This is a genomic window from Stenotrophomonas sp. VV52 (assembly GCF_002893095.1).
Lineage (GTDB): Bacteria > Pseudomonadota > Gammaproteobacteria > Xanthomonadales > Xanthomonadaceae > Stenotrophomonas > Stenotrophomonas aracearum.
The window spans coordinates 155,671-175,565 of record NZ_PKQQ01000003.1 but is presented as its reverse complement, the minus strand read 5'-3'; the positions used below and the strand labels follow the sequence as shown (position 1 = coordinate 175,565).

General features: G+C 64.3%; 13 protein-coding genes. 7 read left to right on the top strand and 6 right to left on the bottom strand.

What is annotated here, in order from left to right:
- Positions 1-288 precede the first annotated feature (288 nt).
- Positions 289-2,364, top strand: a complete 2,076-nt coding sequence (locus C2U58_RS09275; protein WP_102945603.1) for an ATP-dependent endonuclease — start codon at positions 289-291, stop codon at positions 2,362-2,364.
- Positions 2,357-4,111 carry a UvrD-helicase domain-containing protein gene (locus C2U58_RS09270; protein ID WP_102945602.1) on the top strand — a complete coding sequence of 585 codons (1,755 nt, stop codon included), beginning with the start codon at positions 2,357-2,359 and terminating at the stop codon, positions 4,109-4,111. Before C2U58_RS09275 ends, C2U58_RS09270 begins: the two co-directional genes overlap by 8 nt.
- A 151-nt stretch (positions 4,112-4,262) precedes the next feature.
- On the opposite strand, the gene C2U58_RS09265 is transcribed toward C2U58_RS09270, so the two are convergent.
- The 4 genes from C2U58_RS09265 to C2U58_RS20265 form a co-directional block, all read right to left on the bottom strand.
- Positions 4,263-4,967 (bottom strand): hypothetical protein, encoded by a 705-nt coding sequence (locus tag C2U58_RS09265; protein WP_102945601.1) that lies wholly within the window; start codon positions 4,965-4,967, stop codon positions 4,263-4,265.
- A gap of 15 nt (positions 4,968-4,982) precedes the next feature.
- The gene (locus C2U58_RS09260; RefSeq protein WP_102945600.1) at positions 4,983-8,480 is read right to left on the bottom strand and encodes a DEAD/DEAH box helicase; all 3,498 of its coding nucleotides are present in this window, start codon (positions 8,478-8,480) and stop codon (positions 4,983-4,985) included.
- Positions 8,467-8,694 carry a hypothetical protein gene (locus tag C2U58_RS20270; protein WP_253256699.1) on the bottom strand — a complete coding sequence of 76 codons (228 nt, stop codon included), beginning with the start codon at positions 8,692-8,694 and terminating at the stop codon, positions 8,467-8,469. Before C2U58_RS20270 ends, C2U58_RS09260 begins: the two co-directional genes overlap by 14 nt.
- Before the next feature lie 153 nt (positions 8,695-8,847).
- Positions 8,848-9,249, bottom strand: coding sequence for a Hachiman antiphage defense system protein HamA (locus tag C2U58_RS20265; RefSeq protein ID WP_253256698.1), 402 nt, complete (start codon positions 9,247-9,249; stop codon positions 8,848-8,850).
- A 1,148-nt stretch (positions 9,250-10,397) separates the two neighbouring features.
- Between C2U58_RS20265 and C2U58_RS09250 the strand changes: the two genes are divergently transcribed.
- Together C2U58_RS09250 and C2U58_RS09245 are read left to right on the top strand one after the other, a co-directional pair.
- Entirely contained in the window at positions 10,398-10,985 is a 588-nt protein-coding gene (locus tag C2U58_RS09250; protein ID WP_102945599.1) for a TetR/AcrR family transcriptional regulator, read from the top strand.
- Positions 10,986-11,073: 88 nt separating this feature from the next.
- Positions 11,074-11,571 carry a hypothetical protein gene (locus tag C2U58_RS09245; protein WP_102945598.1) on the top strand — a complete coding sequence of 166 codons (498 nt, stop codon included), beginning with the start codon at positions 11,074-11,076 and terminating at the stop codon, positions 11,569-11,571.
- Positions 11,572-11,627: 56 nt separating this feature from the next.
- On the opposite strand, the gene C2U58_RS09240 is transcribed toward C2U58_RS09245, so the two are convergent.
- The gene (locus C2U58_RS09240; protein ID WP_102945597.1) at positions 11,628-14,711 is read right to left on the bottom strand and encodes a discoidin domain-containing protein; all 3,084 of its coding nucleotides are present in this window, start codon (positions 14,709-14,711) and stop codon (positions 11,628-11,630) included.
- Positions 14,712-14,966: 255 nt separating this feature from the next.
- Here C2U58_RS09240 and C2U58_RS09235 point away from each other — a divergent pair, with 255 nt between their 5' ends.
- The 3 genes from C2U58_RS09235 to C2U58_RS09225 all read left to right on the top strand — a co-directional run bounded on the left by C2U58_RS09235 (position 14,967) and on the right by C2U58_RS09225 (position 18,990).
- Positions 14,967-15,491: a DUF3592 domain-containing protein gene (locus C2U58_RS09235; protein ID WP_102945596.1), complete on the top strand. Its 525-nt coding sequence runs from the start codon at positions 14,967-14,969 to the stop codon at positions 15,489-15,491.
- A gap of 92 nt (positions 15,492-15,583) precedes the next feature.
- Entirely contained in the window at positions 15,584-16,801 is a 1,218-nt protein-coding gene (locus tag C2U58_RS09230) for a hypothetical protein (protein ID WP_102945595.1), read from the top strand.
- Positions 16,798-18,990 carry an ATP-binding protein gene (locus tag C2U58_RS09225; protein WP_146033443.1) on the top strand — a complete coding sequence of 731 codons (2,193 nt, stop codon included), beginning with the start codon at positions 16,798-16,800 and terminating at the stop codon, positions 18,988-18,990. The genes C2U58_RS09230 and C2U58_RS09225 overlap by 4 nt, the downstream gene beginning before the upstream one ends.
- On the opposite strand, the gene C2U58_RS09220 is transcribed toward C2U58_RS09225, so the two are convergent.
- Complete coding sequence (locus tag C2U58_RS09220; protein WP_102945894.1) at positions 18,991-19,878, bottom strand: EamA family transporter; 888 nt, start codon at positions 19,876-19,878, stop codon at positions 18,991-18,993.
- Positions 19,879-19,895: the final 17 nt, after the last annotated feature.

Sequence of the window (19,895 nt, the reverse complement as noted above, 5' to 3'; positions counted from 1 at the left end):
CGATGAAGGCGGAAACCGGATCGGGAGGCTTGCCTTGCGATTCGCCATTAAGGAGGCTGTGTAGAAAGCGCTTGGCACAGTCGCGGCTGACGGCATCGCGTTTAGGGATGTCGAGGTCGTGCGTAAGCGGACAGGCGCGCCAACCGTTGTGTTACATCGCAGATTGGTGACGATCGCGGACGAACAGGGGATCGCCCACTGGCTGGTGAGCGCGAGCCAAACTACCGCAGTTGCTATAGCGGGCGTCATTGTGCTGACTTCGTAAACAAGGAAGGGAAGCAAGTCCAAATGCGCATCAAGCATGTAGAGATTGAGAATTTTCGACTCTTGAGGAAGGTCGCGATCGGGCTAGAGGAGCGAACGACGCTGATCGTCGGCCGCAACAACAGCGGAAAGACTTCAATAGCCGAGCTGTTCCGCCGTCTCCTTTCCGAGCGAACTCTGACGTTCAGGTTGGAGGATTTTTCCCTCGGTTGCCATGAATGCTTTTGGACGGCCTTCGAGGCGTTCCGGGCCGGCGCAGATGCTCCCGATGTGCTCGGGCATCTTCCATCAATCACAATCTCTCTTGACATTTCCTATGATGTCGAAGCAGCCGATCTAGGGCCGCTCAGCGACTGCATTATCGATCTCAATCCAGACTGTGCAGTGGCGCGGTTGGTTCTCACCTTTGGTCCGCGCCCGACAGCGGCCGAAGCGCTGTTCGCCGGGATCGTCAGGGCAGGCGAAGATCTGGTCGCCCACCGTAGCACTCTGTTTCGCGCGCTCGGGAGCAGGTTGCCGGCAGCCTATTCGTCGTCACTTGAGGCGGTCGATCCCAACGATCCAACCAATCGCAAGGCTTTGGAGCCAAAGACGCTTACCGCACTGGTCCACGGGGGCTTCATCAACGCACAACGGGGACTGGACGATGACACCCACCGCGAGCGCGATGTGCTTGGCAAAGTTGTCGAAGTCCTCTTTCAATCGGCATTGACGGATCCGCTCGACCCGGAAAAGCGCAGCACCGCCGAACAGTTAAAGACGGCGGTGGAGCAGATCCAGGGTGACCTGCATGCTCGCTTCAATGCGAAGCTGACCTCTCTGCTGCCCACGTTCGATCTATTCGGCTATCCGGGGCTAGCCGACCCCGGCTTGGTTACCGAAACCAGCTTTGATGTAGATAAGCTGCTCAACGACCACACCAAGGTTCGCTATTTGGGCGTGAATGGCGTGACGTTGCCCGAGACTTACAATGGTCTCGGGGTGCGCAACCTCGTTTATATGCTTCTACAGCTGCTGCGCTTTTTTCGCGAGTATCAGGCAAGGCCGTCGGCTGTCGGAGTTCATCTAGTTTTCATTGAGGAGCCGGAGGCCCACCTGCACCCCCAAATGCAAGAGGTCTTCATCCGCCAACTCGACCAGATCACAAGCGCGTTCGTGGCAAAGCTCAACGAAAACCGCCCCTGGCCGGTGCAGTTCGTTGTGACCACCCATTCACCACACATGGCGAACGAAGCGCGCTTCGAGTCTATGCGCTATTTCTTGTCAGTTCCAGACGGCGAAGGCATGCGCCGGTCGGTCATTAAGGACCTGCGACTTGGAATGGGCGACGCGCCTGTGCCCGATCGGGAGTTTTTGCACCAGTATCTGACCCTGACGCGCTGCGATCTGTTCTTCGCCGACAAGGCCATCCTCATCGAAGGTACCTCTGAGCGGCTCCTGCTTCCGGCCATGATTCGCAAGACTGATGCCGCGGCGGCCGGTCAACCACAGCTTGCGAGCCAGTATCTAACAGTGATGGAGGTGGGAGGCGCTTACGCGCACCGGTTCTTCAATCTTCTGACCTTCCTCGAACTGCGCTCACTGATCATCACCGACATCGACGCAGTGAAATCCAACGAGAACGGGAAGCGCCTGGCCGTGCCCGTCGCGGAGGGCGAATTTACGAGCAACGGCTGCATCAAGGCTTGGTTCGAGAATGATGTTTCGCCAGCGGCACTATTGGCAAAAACGGCAGCTCAAAAGATGGTCGGCCTTCGTCGGCTCGCCTACCAGATCCCCGAGGCAGACGGCGGGCCGTGCGCGCGTAGCTTTGAAGATGCATTCATTCTTGCAAACCTTGACCGCTTTCCACTTGGTGACGGGGATGCCGCCGAACTCGCCTATGAGTACGCCGCTGAGCAGAAAAAGTCGACGTTCGCTCTGGAGCATGCAATCGAGCAAACGGACTGGAACGTGCCCCGCTACATTTCGGAGGGCTTGCGCTGGTTGGCCCATGGCAATCTTGTTGCCTTGGAGCCACCAGCCGCTGTCGCTATCGAGATCGTTGCCGAAGCGGCCGGTGTCGCCGTGAATGTCGTAGAGGCTGGCGAGAATGGCTGATGGCGTCGAAAGTCCCGCCGACGCCGCCGGTCGCGTCGCGCTTGAACGGATGTTCGCATGCCTCGACGAAGCGAGAAGCTTTCGTTTGGAGGCGGGCGCCGGTGCGGGCAAAACCTATTCTCTCGACAAGGCGCTTCGGCGATTGATTGACCATCGCGGCTCGGATCTTCTTCGCCAGCGTCAGCAGGTTGGCTGCATCACATACACGAACGTCGCCAAGGACGAGATACTTTCGCGTATCGGGTCGCATCCGGCTGTGCGATCTGAGACCGTCCATGGCTTTTGCTGGTCGATTTTGCAGGATTTTCAGACGACGCTCCGTGACCTTGTGCCCGGATTGCCCGGGTGGGCCGAGAGGTTGGAGCCAACTGGTGGTATCGGCGCTCGACGGGTGCACTACGAGCTTGGCTTTCCCAGCGTGGGGGATGAGCAAGTCACCATCCGCCACGAGGATGTGTTGGCGCTGATGATTCAGGTCATGGCATTTCCCAAGTTCCGGGCGGTACTAACGGCACGTTATCCGGTGCTTCTGATCGACGAGTACCAGGACACAGACGCAGCGTTTGTTGACGCACTTAAGGCCTGGTTCCTCGATCGCGGCGAAGGGCCACTGATTGGACTGTTCGGTGATCATTGGCAGAAAATCTATGGTGACGGATGCGGCTCAGTTGAGCATGACGCGCTTGAGATAATCGACAAGAACGCCAACTTCCGTTCGGTGGCCCCGATCGTGCAGATGCTGAATCGTATGCGCCCCGGTCTACCCCAGATGGTGAGCGACCCTGACGCGCCAGGCGAAGCGCGCGTCTTCCACACCAATGACTGGCCCGGAGTCAGACGCACCGGGCAGGGCGGTGGCCACTGGACAGGCGACACCAGCGCCGACGCGGCCAGAGCTTATTTCGGTCACATCAAGAGACGGCTCGGCGGCGAGGGCTGGGACTTCTCACCTGGGAGGACCAAGATACTTATGCTCAGCCACAGCGTGCTGGCTCGCGAACAAGGATACGCGAGCATTCCGCCGATTTATGGTCAGTTCAATGATCCATGGCTGAAGAAGGATGATCCCCATATCAAGTTTCTCACGGACCAGCTCGAACCGGCTTGTGCGGCGTTCGAAGCGCGGCGTTACGGCGAGATGTTCGAGAGCTTCGGCGCGGCAATGCCGCGCATTCGCAAGCATGTGGACAAGGTCGCATGGGCTGACACCATGGAGAAGTTGATCGCGCTACGACTTTCTGGATCGATTGGTGAAGTGATCGACTTTCTTGCTGCCCAGCCACACATGCGGCTTCCCGAGGCGGTGGAGGAACGCGAAAGAAGGTTGGCGGAAACAGGGCCAGAACCTGTCGAGGGAGAGTCGCGGCGTGTCACCCAGCTGCGCAAGCTGCGGGCTGTCTCTTACTCCGAGGTCATAGCGCTAGACCAATTCATTGATGGCCATACGCCGTTTGCCACGAAACATGGTGTGAAGGGTGCCGAGTTCGAGAATGTGCTCGTGGTCGTTGGCAGAGGCTGGAACAAGTACGATTTCGCCCAGATGCTCGCATGGAGCGAGGCCGGCCCACCGGCCGACAAGTTGGAGTTCTACGAAAACAATCGAAATCTCTTCTATGTGGCTTGCTCTCGGCCGAAGGTTCGGCTAGCGTTACTCTTCACACAGCTTCTTAGCCCAGATGCCATGATCAGGCTGACGACTTGGTTCGGTGCCGAAAACGTCATCGCGCTGCCCGCGCAACCTGATTAGGGCTTGGAATGATCGCGATACCACGCTAGCGCGGTGAGGATGCCGAAGTTGGCGTCGTGCTGCGAGCAGGCGAGGGTAACGCGGTTATCTGGATATCTCTCTCCTCCTAGCCAAAGCGATACGTGCGTCTCGGTTCAAAGCGGGCGAGGCGTTAGGAGGGGGTGCCATCCTCCCAGCGGACGGCCCGCAGAAAGTCATCCTGACTTAGGGCGCAGAGAGCGAACTCGCCACGACGCAGGGGAGGTCCCAGGCGAGCGGCCACCCCAGAGCTGGCAAGGTAGAAGATGTAAGGGCCAGCATTGAAAAAGACGTGGGCGGTGGCGCGCTTCCACTTCTCGATGAATTGCTTATTCGGGCCCATCCAGCGCATGACGGCGAACTCCTTGCCGTCGAGGTTAGTGACGCGCGAACTGAAATCGAGAGACATGCTGAAATAGGTACCAAGCAACGAGCTTTCGCTGTGGATGTGGACCAACCAGAACATCCGATGCCGGCGCCGATAGAAAGCCTCGCGCGCGATTCGCTCGTCTTCGCTGATTGAGGAGTGCTGCAGCTCGAGCACGGTCGCGCGCGGGCTGCCGCTGCCGACCAAGACGTCGGCGCGGTGCAGCTCTCCCGTCGCCGGGTCGCGCAGAGCGATCTCTCGACAGGATATGTCGAATAATTCTTTCCAGCCGAGGTGCCAGGGTCCCTCCGACTCGCTCCAGGAATCGCAGTCGCCTGCCTTGTGCCGCCAGTGGGGCGTGTTCTCGACAGGAATGACGGCGGTGAGCAGTCCACCGCAGCCGCGGCAGGTCGTCCGTTCTCCTTTCGCGGACGGTGCGCGCTTTTGGTCGCCGACCCAGGCATAGAGCATGTCTACGGTTACGCTCTAAGCATCAGCGGACGGCCAGCGCAACTTTCCGCGGCCGACGCGCAGAGCTTCCACGAGCCTTGTATTGCCGGGCAGGCGGCCCAAGAAAAGGCTGGGTTTGGGATCGACTGCCGGCTTCTTGAAGGCAGCGACCCGCTGGTAGTCAGGGGTTGCCAGCCAGGTCCGTCCATCCCCCGCGTCGGTGACGATCCGGTACAGGCCGGGGGGCGGAGCGGCCTCGGTGTCGAGCAGGCGCTTGTAGCCTTCGACGGACCACTTCTGGATTCCAACGCTGAGAGCCTCGGTTCGGAAGCGCGCCCATAGTGCAGAGGTGTCGGGGGTCGGCCAGTCACCTGCGTCCGTGTAAGCCGTGATCTCATCGGATTCGAGCCAGGCCCGCATCTCCGCCGGGGTGACGAAGACTGGCTCGGCGTCCTCGATGGCCGCCATGGCCGCGCGCCGTGACGGCAGGCCAGCGCGGATCAGCATCGCCATCATGAATCGCGGGACGCCGGTTTCGACCGCAGCCGACGCGCCGCCCGCCACCGTCTCCGGTGACCAGCCAAGAGACATGCGGCGGGTGCGGACGGCTTCGAGAGCCCAGACCAGACGATAGGTGAAGGCTTCCTCGACCGCTCGCATGTTCTGTGATCCGATCTTGGAGACCTCCTCGCCGGACACCCAACTGTGCAGGATGGCTTTCCAATTCGCCGGCAGCGCGTTCGCCTTGTCGGAGATGAAGGGGCGCATGAACAGAAGGCGTTCGCCGAGACCACCTAGCGCGTCGACGAGCGCGTCAATGTCGCCGCTCAGCGCTGCCTGCTCTGCTCGGTCGATCAGTTCGGCCAACTCGTCGGCCATGGCGTCGATGGCGAGGGCCGCTTCGAGCCCGACGCCCATAGCGTAATGCCCGCGCCGAGCCTCCGCCGTGGTGGCTTTCCAGATGAGGTCAGCGCGCGCTTCGAAAACCTTCTTGTGCAAGGGGGCGACGTCGTCGTCCTCGCGGGCAATCTGGCGGGCCCAGAGTGATCCCTTGAGCGCCTCGTCCAAAAGCTTGGGTAGATCGGTGCGGTCGGCGTCCAGCGCTTCGATCAGGCCGAACACGATCGCGTCGAGGCGTTCGACGAGTTGAGACAGCGGCTCCTCATCAATGGATTCTCCCTCGTCGTCTGTGTCTTCGTCATCATCATCGGCGTCGTATTCCACGGCGGCAGCCAGCCGCTCGGCTACCTCGGCTTCCTCGTCGAGAGATCTCCAGGCCTCGCGGGCGTTGGCGAGATACTCCCAGGCATCGTCGCGATCCAGCACTCCCTCGCGTGACAGGCGCTCAAGTATCTCGGCAACGATCTGGATGAGGCCGCTCTTCAAAGTTCGGGCCTTTGCGGAGGCAACCAGACCGCGCCATTCGCTCTTTCGCCAGTTGACCCGATCGAACATGACATGGACGATCAGCCCTTCCACATCGACGAAGGCGCGCCCGGCGCGGCCCGCCACGTTCGCAAACTCTTCGCCTTTAATCTTCTCGGCCGCGCGATACAGCGCGGGCACTAGCAAGACGGCTGCGTTGAGGTTGAGGCCCTGCGAGAGCGTCGGCGATGCGACGATCACCTTCACGACTCCTTCGGACAGAAGAACTTCCAGTTCACGCAGGAACGGGCTCGGAAGCCGGCCATGGTGGATGGCGACGCCCACCTTCAAGCTGGCCACGGCGGGATGATCCTCGCCCAGCCATTCCTTGCCGACCTCCAGGGCACGGGCGATCGGCGCCTCGTCATCTATCAGCGAGTCAAGATAGCCACGCTTGCAGAGGTCCACGACCTGTTTTCCGTAGCTTTCGACCCAGTTCGCCTGGGTGGAGAAGATCAAGGTGCGCTTGCCCTGGCTTGCGAACTCCCACGCCGCGAACAAAGCTAGGTGCGAGTTCTTGCGCGGATAAGGCTTCTTCTCGCGCCTGAGTGGGGGTTTTTCCACAACGAACTTGTCAAGGAAGGGACCATCGTCATCGAGGTCAAGCCGCAGCAGTGCATCTTTACCGCGCCAGGTGAGTGCCCCGAAACGCTGGCGCGTGGGACGCCAGTCGGAACGCACCGGCTCACCCGGTTCGTCGGAACGAATCCAAGCGGTAAGGTCGTCAAGTTCGTCTCCGCTCGGCAGGATCGCGGAAAGACAGACGATCCGGCGTCCGGCCGCGTCCGTGCGCCGAAGCAAGCGCTGCACGAGCGTCTCGTAGCGGATTTCGCGCTCGCTCGGACCGATCATGTGGCCCTCGTCGAGAACAATCAGGCCAACATCGTCGATCAGCGACGGGTCGCTTCTCAGCGCGAAGTCGAGTTTTTCAGGCGTCGCAATGATGATCTCACGAGTGCGCAGGGCATCTTCATCTCCGGCCGAAAGGCCGCTGGCACCATAAAGCGAGGAGACCCCGAACCCGAGGGGCGCGAACGTCTTTCTGAAGGACCGTTCGGTTTGAGCCGACAAGGCGCGCAGCGGAGTGACAATCATCACCCGGCGGTCGGTGGACAGGGTCATCAATGCGGCGATCTCTGCCACCCGCGTCTTGCCCGCGCTGGTCGGCAGGGCAACGACCAGGTCGTCCGAAACGTCCGTGGAGCGCTGGGCCGCTTCGCGCTGCGAGGGCCATAGCTCCACCTCCGAGGTCTTGCGGGCGTAGAGCGAGGAGATGAACAGCCGCCGGAGGTCGGGGTAATTTTCCTCTGCACCCTCGGGCGGCTCAGTCGGCAGATTCTGGTGGAGCGAGTGCTGCCACAGATCGTCGATCAGATGGCGGCAAAGGTTCGAGATCCACCAGAGAGGGACGTTCTCAGCGTTATCGGCCAAGCTGACGGCGGTGCCGAGCATATCCCGCGCGGATTCGATCGGCTCGACCTCGCCCGTCTCCAGCGCGAAGTCAAAAAACGCCAGGGCCCGGCAGATCGTTGTGTTGAGGATGTTCGACAGCGCCTCGTCGACGTCAGAGTCTTGGCCCTGCAGCGTTTCGGCGATCTGCTCATCGCCGTGAGCTTCGTCGTCCAACCATTCGCGAACGAAGTCGCGCAGCTGGTCGAGATCGCGCAGTATCAGGTGTCGGATCGCCGTCTCGCCCGGCGAGGTGTTGAGGTCTTCCGCTGTCTCGTTGAAAAGCGAATAGGCAACAGCCGAAAAGCCGGCCAGATGGTAGGCCGTGGCAGCGATGGTGCGGCGGAATCCGCGATCGGGCGCGTGCGGGTCACCATTGCGCACCAAGGCTTCGAAGGCGTTGGCTGCTCGCTCGAAGGCCTTGCCCGTCAGGTCCGAAGCTCCATCCTGAGCGCGTAAGGCCATCGCCCCTCGAAGCAAGGCGAAGCCGTGCTCGGCAAGATCGGTTTCGATGGTTGCGCCAAGCGGCGGCGCGTTTGGCGGTAGCACGCCCTCTTCGCGCATCAACGACCAAGCCGCGCCGCGATAGAGGAGGCGCCCGAGGATGCCGTCAGCGGTGGCGGTCGTCAGGAAGGCGGTTAACTCGTCAGTCGTTTCCAAGGTCTTCCGCCTCCATGAACATGGCTGTGATGAAGTCCTGGTGGTCTTCGATGTGGATGTTCACGACGTAATGATCCCGGTTGGCCCCAGTGGCGTTGAGATCCTCCTTCAGCGAGACGTGTGGGCCGTTGCCGGAAACGGTAAAGAGCATGTGGTCGATGCGATCGACGCTCAACGTCTTCAATCCGACCTCGTCGCGCAGGCTGCGCCCCAACTCGTTATCGGCAGGGGTGTTGCTCTCCAGCAGCCGGTTGGCGACGAACAGAAGGGAATCTGGCGTGCAACGGCCGCTGTCGCGGTTAAGTACCTTGCGGGCGCTCGTGACGGTCGTCCTGCCGAGTACCTTATTGCTCTTGGCTTCGCCTTTTTAGAGCCAAAGCTTTTCGCCGGCCGCATCGTATCCGGCACCGATGAAGTCGTCACCGCGCATGGCCATGTTGCGGCCGTCCTTGTAGCGGAGGCGGCGCACGGGGACGCGAAGGCCGATTTCTTCTTCGACCAGTTCGGTTGCGAGGATTTCGCCGAGGTCGCCGGATCGACCTTTGGTCGTCTGAGGCATTGCCGTGCTGAGGATTTCACTAGCCACCTTGAATCCGAGTCGCTTCACATCCTCGGCGATGCGTTCGAGGCGATCGTAGTGCGCGCGAATGGTTTCGGCGAGGTCGTCGCTAATCGCGTCGCGGCCGCCATCCTTTTCGACATAGGTCCAATAGTGCTTGCGCTTGTCTTCTTCTTTGGTGGACTCGCACCACCTATCATACAGTCCCACGGCGCTCCCCCGATCAATCAGCCCGATGCCGATGATGTCATGGCTAGCTGGCGAGCGCGCCGTGACGACTTTGATTACCCAGTATGCGCGCCTCGCGCAATTTTGGACATTATCGCGAGGTCCACGGTCACCTGCGTCCTAGAGGTCCAGCCATGATCACTGAGTGGTATCGGTCATCTACCACCTTTGGCTTACCTTGGTTGGTGAGGGTGTTGCCCAGCCAGTTGACCGGCTTTCGATGTGGTGATCTCGTCAGTTGGTGAGATCAGTAGTTCCAAGTAGCGCTCCAAGTTCATGTAGGTCTTCCCGGGGTAGACATCATGATGCGGCGGGCCCGTGAAGTAGGCGAAGAGGCGGCCCCCGGTGCAAAGCGGTCGACTTTCGCGGGGGGGAAGATGTCGTTCGGGTCAGGGCGTCCGCCAAGCAGATTGGGGGAGGAGGGAGAGCGAGTCGCGATTGCGCCTATCGATTCGTGTCTTGCGTTGAAGCGGGTATCGACGGGGTTCAAAGCCGCATCGCAGGTGCGCCAATGACGGCGAGTCAAGTTGATAGCATCGCCATGGAAAGGCTGAAGTTCGATCACGTGTTCGGTATGGTTTGTGACGATTGCCTATGACGTCGAAAAGAGTCGCGTTCCCGCAGATTGCTCCATCTCCGAGGCCAGCAATATGCCTGCGCTTCTGACGGTAAAAGCGAGGGTATAGGACTTCCACCGCGTAAAGCGGGGCTCTGCCCCGCTGTCGTTGAATCACAAGGGCGCCGAGCGGCGCCCTTGTGTTTTTATAGACGTGCAGAGGAGACCTTTTTCCTCAGCTTGGCGAGTCCCGTCCGAGCATCGCTGGTTCTCCCGGCCGCTACGTCGTCCAGGCCGGCGATTGCGTCGGCGGCCAGTTGCAGATAGGCCTGACATTGGGCGTCCGCAGAATCATCAAGCGTTTGCGACAGGCAGGAAGGTTGAGCCTTAGGTTTGTCCGGATGGATGCACGGCAGCGTACTGAGGGACATGAGGTAGCTGATCTACGATTGGACGTCGTCTTCGCACATTTTCTTGGTTCGCGCTTTTGGACGCTTCCATTTCTCTCTCAACATCGGCGAGGCCAAGCAAGCTCTCATTGACATCCGAACTACCTACTAGTAGGGTGGTAGGTATGAGTGCTGATCTTTCCCCCAAAGCCACCGAGATCGTCTCCCATGCCCGCCAGTTGCTGGAAGCAGGGGGCTACAACGGTTTCAGCTATGCCGACATCTCTACGCGAGTCGGCATCAGCAAGGCGAGCATCCACCACCACTTTCCCAGCAAGGCCGAGTTGGTCCGCACGGTGGTGGAGCTGTACCGCGCCGAGGCCCGCGAAGGGTTGGCGATGTTGGACCGCCAGTTGAACGATCCGCTCAAGGAGCTCAATGCTTACGTGGATTACTGGTCGAGCTGCATCGGGGGCGGCACATCGTCGTTCTGCATCTGCGCGATGTTGGCGGCGGAGTCTCCGTTGATTCCACCGGAGATCTCCGAGCAGGTACGCGGGCATTTCGAGGATCTCAGTGGCTGGCTGGAGAGCACGCTGGAGAAAGGGATCGCCCTTGGGCAGTTCCAATTGCAGGGCGCGCCTGCCGACGAGGCGAAGGCCTTCATGGCATCCGTGCATGGTGCAATGCTGGCCGCTCGTGGTTTTGGCGATGCGCAGACGTTCGAGGCGCTGGCTCGGCTGTGCGTTGCCAAGCTGATTCCCGCGCACTGAGTTGTTGTGGCACCCGGGCCTGCTGCGCGCAGGCCTTTTTCTCGACCATTCACTCTACCTACTAGTAGATACAACCTGGAGCAAGCCCATGGCCCAACCCCTCTCCGTTCTCGGCGCGCTGCACACGGCGATCAGCCTGGTTCCCGTAATCGCCGGCCTGTATGGGTTCGCGCGGCACGGGACGATTGATCCAGCCAGACGCTCAGGCAAGCTGTACCTGGGCGGCCTGGTGCTGGCCGTCGCCAGCTCCTTCACCGTGTCAAGTACCGGCGGGCTCAATCCGGGTCACGCATTCGGCATCGTGGTGTTGTTGGTGGCGTTCGGGGGGCTGCTGGTCAACCGACTGCGGTTCCTTGGAGGGCTCAGGCCTTACCTGTCCACCTTTGCGCTGTCGCTGAGCTACCTGCTTGGGCTGGTACCTGCGATCAATGAATCGCTGACCCGGTTGCCTGTGGCGCATCCCTTGGCGTCGGCGCCGATGGCGCCGGTGGTGCTGCAGTCGCTGTTGGTCTGTCTGGTGGTGTTCGTGATCGGATTCGCTGCGCAGTGCTGGATGCTGCGTGCGCGCAGCCGAAACGCGCCGTAGCGCCGGGCTCTGCCCGGCACGGTAGAGCCGGGCAGAGCCCGGCTCTACGTCCGCTGTTACCAGCGAGCCTCCAGCGTCCGGAACGGCTTGTCGATGAGCACGCTCTTGTCGTCGAAGTCCTTCACCGCGCGGCCGTCGACCCGTACTTCGCTCGGCTTCGTGCGGCTGGGCCACCAGACCCGTACCGCCGTGTCCTTGCGCAGGCCCTTGCCGAGTGTGACGTGCAACGTGCCGTCGCGTTCGTTCGCCTCCATCTGCAACGTACCGAACGCGGTCGGCAGCCGCTCCACCGCCAGACCCTCGCCCACCAGCCACGACTTGGGCGTGCCCGGCAGCAGCGACAGCGCATCGTCGTCTTCGCGCATCAGCATGCCGAACAGCGTGCGGCCGTACTCCGCGCCGATCCACGTGTGCGGCATGTCGCCCAGGTAGCGCGGGAAACGCAGCCGCGAGTGCACCACTTCGGCCAGCACCTGCCACTCCAGCGGGCGGCGGTCGTGCAGCAGGCCCTGCAGCAGTTCGTTGGCCGCTTCCGGCTGGTCCAGATGCACATAGCTGAGCACGTTGCGGATTTCATACGGCGTGTAGGCGTACAGCGCGTCGGGCTGGTTGCGCTTGCGCACGTCGTCCAGGTAGCGGGCGAAGGTGGTGCGCAGCGCCTGTTCCGGCAGCACGTCCTGCGCGCCGGTCGGGTCCAGTGCGATCGACACGCCGGTCGGGTCGCCGTCGCCCAGGTCTGCGGAGGAGGGTATGAAGTCGATGCCCTTCCACGCCATCGTGGCTCGGATCGAGGCGGCCAGCGCATCGTGCAGGGCACGGTACTGTTCGCGCGCCCACGCGGCGGTTTCGTGATCGCCGAGCTGCTCAGCCAGCCACGCGCCGTCGTGCCAGCCCTTCAGGCCCCAGTAGTCGTCCCAGTAGCTGTGGGTCGGTGCGGGGTAGCCCTCATGGCTGATCGACGGCGCAAGGATGCCGGCGAAGCGCTCCGGCGCGGGCTGGTTGGCCATGTAGCCGGGCACCAGCGTGCGCTCGCGCAGTTCCTGCAGGAAGCGCAGTGCGGCCTTCACCTTGGGCAGGTAGGCGCGCACCGATTCCGGCCCGCCGTCGAGCCGGGCGACGTCGGCCACCAGCGCCACGTACTGGCCCTGGCTGTCGTACTCGATGTCCGAACCGAAACCGGTGTTGACGCTGCCGTCGTTGTTGAGGATCGGGGAGACCAGGCCGTTCTCATGCACACCGTGCTCGGTGTACCAAGCCAGGTAGTCGCGCGCGATCTTCGACTCGCCCATGCGCAGCAGCACCGCCGAAGTGGCCATGCCGTCGCGGATGAAGGAGCGGTTGTAGTTGCGCGGACCGGGCTGCATGGCCGGGCCGGTCTGGTTGATCAGCATGTACGCCGCCTGCGCGCGCAGCATGTCCACCAGCGAGGGGTCGGGCAGGCGCAGCCCGACCTGGCCCAGGCGCGCCTGCCAGTCGTTGGCGGCGCGGCTGGCCAGCGTGTCAAAGGTGGCATCCGCATCGGCGGTATCCAGCACGAGCGCCGGGGCTTCCGGCAACACCCCGTGCGCGTCGGCCGGCTCGGTGCCGAGCGGGAACGCCACGACCACGGATTGGCTGGCACCCGGTGCGAGCTGGATGCGGTAGGCGAGGGCGGCTGACGCCAGGCCCTCTGGATCGTCCGCCTGCTGCGCACGGGGCAACTGACCTGCTGCGACGGCGGCAGTGATCTCGGTGCTGCCATCGGGACCGAACGCAGCCGCGCCGGCGCTTTCGATCGGGGTGAGCGAGCGCAGCAGCGTGCGCTGGTTGACCCGCACCGTGTTGTCCTCGACCGCAACGCTGCGGATCGGCGACAGCCCACCGTTCTGCCACGGCGGATTCATCTGCATCGGCCGCACCACCAGGTTGAGGGTGCCATCCACCGGCGCGCTGCCGCTGTTGTGCAGGCGATGGCGGACCAGGGTGACCGGTTGCCCGTCCAGCTCCACGGCGAACGCTTCACTGCGCAGCTCCAACCCGGGTTGCGGTTGCCAGGTGGCAGACGGCATCGGCTTCCAGCCATCGCGCAACGCGTGCTGCACGGACTGGTTGGCGGCTGCAGCGGTGGTGCCGTCGGCACTGCGCCAGATCGGCTGCACCAGCGGCGCGCCCTTGAACGCTTCAATGTTGCCGTGCTCGTCGAAGATCGACTTCTGCAGGCCCCCATGCACGCCCACGGCGGTCCAGTAGGTCTGCTGCATGTGCAGGGAGGCCGGGAACAACGCGCGGTCCGCACCACTGGCGGCGATCTGGTAACGCTTCATCGGGGTCATGACCGCAGCGGGGCCGAGCAGGCGCACGCGGGCGATCTTCGGCGCGTCGCCGTCGACCTGCAGGCGCAGGGCGTGCGCGGTCACCGGCGCGGTGCCGGCCAGCCAGCTCTGTTGGCGGCTGCCGGCCTGCGGGTCGTGCGCAAGGTCGGTCCATCGCCCGTGGGCGTCCTGCGCCTGCAGGCGTGCGGCGCCGTGCGCGCCGGCCCATTCAACGGCCAGGCCGGTGGTTGCCAGCGCGTGCGGCAATGCGATGTCGAGCACATGGCTACCCGCTTTGCTGGCGGGAACGGCGATGGCGCTGCCGCCCTGCCACAGCGCCGCTGCCTGGGCTGCATCCAGTCCGGCAACGCGGAGGCCGGTGCGCGCATCCAGCGGCTCCAGTTCGAAGATGGACACACCCCAGTCGGAGGTGCGCTCGGGGCTGGCCAGGCGCAGGTAGCGAGCCTGGCGCGGGGCGAAGGACACGGTTTCGATCCCGCCCAGCGAATCGCGCATGGTGTACGCGGTCTGCCACTGCGTTCCGTCCAGCGAGGTCTGCAGGCTGTAGCCCTCGGGATTGGAGACATCCCAGGTCACGCGCGCGCCGGTGAGGCTGGTGGGCTGCCCCAGGTCGATCTGGAACCAGTGCCCGGGACTGAAGGCGCCGCCGGTGACGGTCTTGGGGTCGTTATCGATCAGGTGACCGATCGCCATGGCCGCGACCTGCTGGGAGGAACTGCTGGCTTTCCACGCCGACCGGGGCGGAAGGTCCTGGGCGAAGCCCGACGACGCCAGGAACAGGCCAAGTGTGGAAAACAACAGCGTGCGGCGAACTACATGCAAGCCCATCGAAACAACCTCGTACTCGTGCCTCGCCAGTGAGGCGGGGGCAACCGTAGCAGGGGATGTAATCGGTTACATGCCGCAGTGCAATATGCGCCCGGGTCCCCGTCGCCGGACGGCCAGGTTGACGAATCGTCAGGTGCCGCATGCCTTGACTTGACAGGCTGCCCATTCAGCAACGCATCGCCCCCGCCCACACTGGCTACCGAAGTCACGGCCTGCCGGCTGATGACGCAATCGGTCCATTTCTGGGGAAACCACATGATCAGCATTCCAGTTTCAGACACCTCGCACGCCCGCCTGTCCCGCGCTTCGCGCTGGTTGTGCAGCATCGGCTACGCCGTGCTGGCCGTGTTCTTCGCCTGGTCCGCGTTGAGCGGGCACCGGGAGGCGGAAGCCATCCTCAAGGATGCGGTGACCGTGCAGGCGCCGGTGCAGGTCGACCATATCGAAGAGAAGCGCCGCAAAGGCAGGGTCTCCTACCAGTACCACTTCCGTTACGACTTCGAAGCCAACGGCGTTACCCATACCGGCACCTTCTCCACCTCCGAAGACAATGCCGCGCCGTACCTGGGCGACGAACCGCAGGTCACCGTGGCGTACGCGCGGGCCGATCCGTCGCACTTCGAGCGGCTGGACCGGCTGGAAGGGCAGAAGAGCCTGGGTTCGGTGCTGGGGCGAGTGATCGTGGCGCTGGGCATGCTGGCGATCCTGGCCTTCATCGTGCACCTGCTGCTGACCCGCAAGTTGTTCGTGCGTCAGACGCCCGCCGTCCCGGCCGGCTGAGCCGGGAGACCGTCGTGGCCGGTTCGCATATGGTTGACAGTCCAAGCGGTCACGGTAGGGTGTGCGGCTCACTCCCTTTCTGGTCGTTTCCCATGCCTGCCCTGGACTTCGCGGACCTGCTGTCCCGGCACATGCGGCGGATCCGCGCCAGCGCGGGTGGGGTGGCCTCGGAGATCGGGATCAGCCGTGAGGCGGTCAACAACTGGCGGGCCGGCACCTCGCGGCCCAGCCGCCGCCATCGCGACCGCGTGCTGGCCTGCGCCAACTACCTGCGGCTGACCGAAATCGAGTGCAACGCGTTGCTGCAGTCGGCCGGCTTTGAACCGGAGTTTCCGGTGGAGCCGGCCGCCACGCCGGTCAACGAAGGGCAGGCAGCGCCACCGGTGCTGGTGCCGCCCACCGTCACCCGCTTGTTCGACCGGCTGCAGGCGCTGCGACCGTATCCGGTCAGTTTGTTGCTGACCCAGGCACACTGGGGCCAGCCGCCAGAGCGCTCGGCGATCCTGGCCGAGGCGGCCATGCGCTATGGAAGGGATCGGGTCCTGCACCTGCAGCCCCCGTTCCGCGCCGGCGAGGGCGACCAGGACTACTTTGCGCTGCTGGCCGCGCAATGCGGGCTGGACGGCGTGTCGTCCGATGCCAGCTTCGAAATGGCGATGGCGCGTCGGCTGCAGCAGCCCGGCCCGTTGTTCTGCCTGGTCAGCCGCTTCGAGCAGGGCGCGCCCGAACCGCGCGATGTGCTCGCCGGGATCCTGCGCAGCCTCAGCGAAATGTACAGCGGCAAGCTGCACCTGTTGATCTGCGGCGGCGCTGCATTGGCAGACCTCAAGTACCAGGGCGGCGATCTCTCGCTGCTCAACATCGCCGCTACCGAGAGCTGGCCGGAACTGGGCGTGGACGATCTGCGCCGTGGCGCGGTCGACGCGACCGAGGCCACGCTCATGCGTGCGCTGCATCTTTCCGGTGGGCATCCCCTGCTGGCCCAGGCGGCGCTGGTGCTGCTGGCCGACGCCAGCCTGGACGATGCGGCGATCACCGAAACGCTGTCCACCCATCCGCGGCTGTGGGAAGCGCTGGTGCCGTTGCTGCGCGATCCGGCTACCCGCAGCACGGTGGAAGGCTGGCTGGCGCGCCCCTCACTGGGACCGGCGCGCCCCTACCTGGCCGATCCACTGCTGCGCCAGCTGTACTGGAGCAACCTGCTGGCGGCCCGCGCGCAGCCGCACGGCGCGTTCCTGGAATGGCGTTGCGAAGCGATCCGCCGCGCGGTGCACCAGGTGATCGAAGGGCTGGAGGCGCAACCGGCATGATGACCTTGCCGCGCAGGTCGCTCGGCGTGGGCGTGCCGCTGCTGCTGGTGATCGGGCTCACCTGGTTCGTCGGCAGTTACCTGTTCGTGCCGTGGCTCAATCCGGTCCAGCTGTGGCGCATGCAGCGCGACGGCGAAAGCATGATGCTGATGCAGCGGGCGAACATCGACATGATGTTCCTGCGCGAAGAAGCGCTGTCGTACTGGCTGCAGCATGAAACCTGGCCGAGCGAGGTCGCGGTGCCCGGCGTGCACGATCCCGCCGAGACGCTGGTGGAGGCCGAGTTGCCGCGCCCGTGGGTGCTGCGACTGCGCTTCAGCGATCGCTTCCCGGCCAACAGCGGACTGGGCGGCACGGTGATCGAACAGACCCTGGAACCCAGCACCCAGTACTGGCGCTGTCGTCCGGGCACTCCGGCGCCGCCCGCGCGGTGGTTGCCGGCCAACTGCCGCGCGCAGGAGCCGTGGACCATCGTGCAGTGGTTGTCGCTGCTGCTGGGCGGTTCGGTGCTCGGGTTGGCCGCGCTCGGCCTGCTCTGGTACTGGGTGCGGCCGGCCGTGGCCGCGATCATCGCCGAGCCGAAGCTGCTGTTCGAGCAGCCGCTGCAGGCTTTGCCCGCCATCGACCGCCAGCTGGGCTGGCTGCGTCTGCGCGAACGCGTGTTGGCGGGCGCTGGCATTGCCACGGTGCGGTGGCGCGACGCGCTGCGCCAACTGCACGCGTCTCCCGACACCCGCGCCCAGCAGCTCGCCGCCCGGATCGGCGCGGTCGACGCGCCCGCGACAGGTTGGTCGCTGCCCGGGCTCGTCCGCGAGTGGACCCTGCCGGACACGCTTCCGCTGGCCCTTGAGCGGCTGTGGCTGTACCAACCTGAGCCCGGGCTGGCGGCTGACGCCATCGTGCACGCGCTGCGCAGCATGCCCAACGGCCAGGACGTGGTGCTGGTAGTGAGTCCTTCGCTGGTAGCAGAGCCGGAACTGGTTGCCTACGCCGACGATCCAGCCAACCTGTGCGTGTGCCTGGAACAGGCCGCGCAGACGCGCTGGCTGTTGCAGCCGGGTGCGCTGGACGGCCTGGTCGACCTGCTCGCGCGGCAGCTGCGGGTGACCCGGATTTCGCCGTACCAGACCCACGGCGGCATTACCCGCCCCGGTGCGTTCTTCGGCCGCGCGTCGCTGCTGGCGCGCGTGCTCAATCGCGAGCCGGGCAACTACCTGCTGGTGGGCGGGCGCCAGCTCGGCAAGACCAGCCTGATGAAGGCCATCGAGCGGCGCTTTGCCGGCCACCCGCGCGTGCACTGCGTGTACCTGTCGCTGCGCGACCACCGCCTGACCATGCGCCTGGCGATGGAGCTGGGCATGGCCGAGGACACCGGCATCGATGCACTGGTCGCCGAGCTCTCGGCCCGTGCCGCCGGGCGCGGCCTGTTGCTGCTGATCGACGAGACCGATCTGTTCCTGCGCGCCGAGGCCGCGCAGGGCTACCCGCAGTTGCTGGCGCTGCGCGCGCTGAGCGAAGAAGGCCGCTGCCACTTCATGCTGGCCGGGTTCTGGGACCTGTATGAAGCGGTGACGCTGGATTTCGCGTCGCCGCTGCGCAACTTCGGTGAGGTCATCCATGTCGGCAGCCTGGAGGAAGACGCCTGCCGGGCCCTGGCGACGGTACCGATGGCCCGCTTGGGCGTGCATTACGCCAGTGCTGATCTGGCGCAGCGATTGGTGGCCGCGTGCGGGCACCGCGCCAACCTGGTGGCGATCACCTGCCAGCAGCTGCTCAGCCAGCTCGGGCGCGGGCAGCGCGTGCTGGATGCCGCGCAGGTGCATGCGGCACTGGTAAGCGAGCCGGTGATGGATGCGCTGGCGGGCTGGGCACGATTGAGTCCGGATCCGGTGGCGTGCCGGATCGACCGCATCGTGGTCTACCAGGTGGCGATGGCGCAGCTTGCGGGCAGCGGCGAGCGTGGGATCACGTTGCTTGAGCTGCTGGCCGCGTTCGATGCGGCCGGGGTGCGGGTCGACCCTGAGCAGGTGCGGCATGCGTTGGCGCGGTTGCAATTGGCGTACGTGATCCGGCGCGAGGCCGATGGGTTGCCGTTCGTGTTCGCGGTGCCGGTCTTTGTTACGCAGTTCCAGCGCGAGGAAGTGCAGGCGTTGGTGCAGCGGGAATTGCAGGCGATGGGCGGCAGCTAGTCACTCGCCGGGTTTTGCGGCAGCACTGGCGGCCTCGGAGGCGGCGCGGCGTACCAGCACCGCTTCGCGATGCGCGATGTAGGCGTTGGCGCCGAGGATGATGCCGGCGCCGATCACGGTCCAGCGGTCCAGGGTTTCGCCGAACAGCAGCCAGCCCAGCACCGCCACCAGCGGCAGCTGCATGAAGCTGATCGGGGTCAGCGCGGAGACTTCGCCCAGGCGCAGCGCACGCGTCCACATCAACTGGCCGAGCGTGCCGAGCACGCCGGTGGCGATCAGCCACATCCAGCCGGTGCTGTTCGGCCAGACCCAGACGAACAGGGCCGGCACCAGCGACATCGGCACCCAGAAGGCGTAGGTGTAGAACACCACCGTGTCGGCGCCATCGACGCGGGTGAGCTGTTTGATCTGGATCGCGACCAGCGAGCTCAGTACCGCCGCCAGCACCGCCACCAGCAGGCCCGGGCTGAACGAGTCGGCGCCGGGGCGCACGATGATCAGCACGCCGATGAAGCCGCAGACCACCGCGGCCCAGCGGCGCAGGCGCACGGTTTCGCCCAGGAACAGGACGGCGGCGACGGTGACGAACAGCGGGGTGGAGTACGACAGCGAGATCGCCTGCGAGATCGGCAGGTGGCCGATCGCCCAGAACGCACAGAGCATCGAGGCCAACCCGATCAGGCTGCGCACGAAATAGCGCGGCAGCTGCCGGGTACGGAACGGTGAACTGCCCGGACGCAGCAGGAACGGCAGCAGTGCGAGCAGGCCGAACGCGTTGCGGAAGAACGCCACTTCCTGGGTTGGCACATGCCGCGTGGCATAGCGGATGGCAATGGCCATCAGCCCGAACGCCATCGTGCTGCCGAACATCAGCAGCGCCGCACGCATCGGCGTGGGCGCGGGCA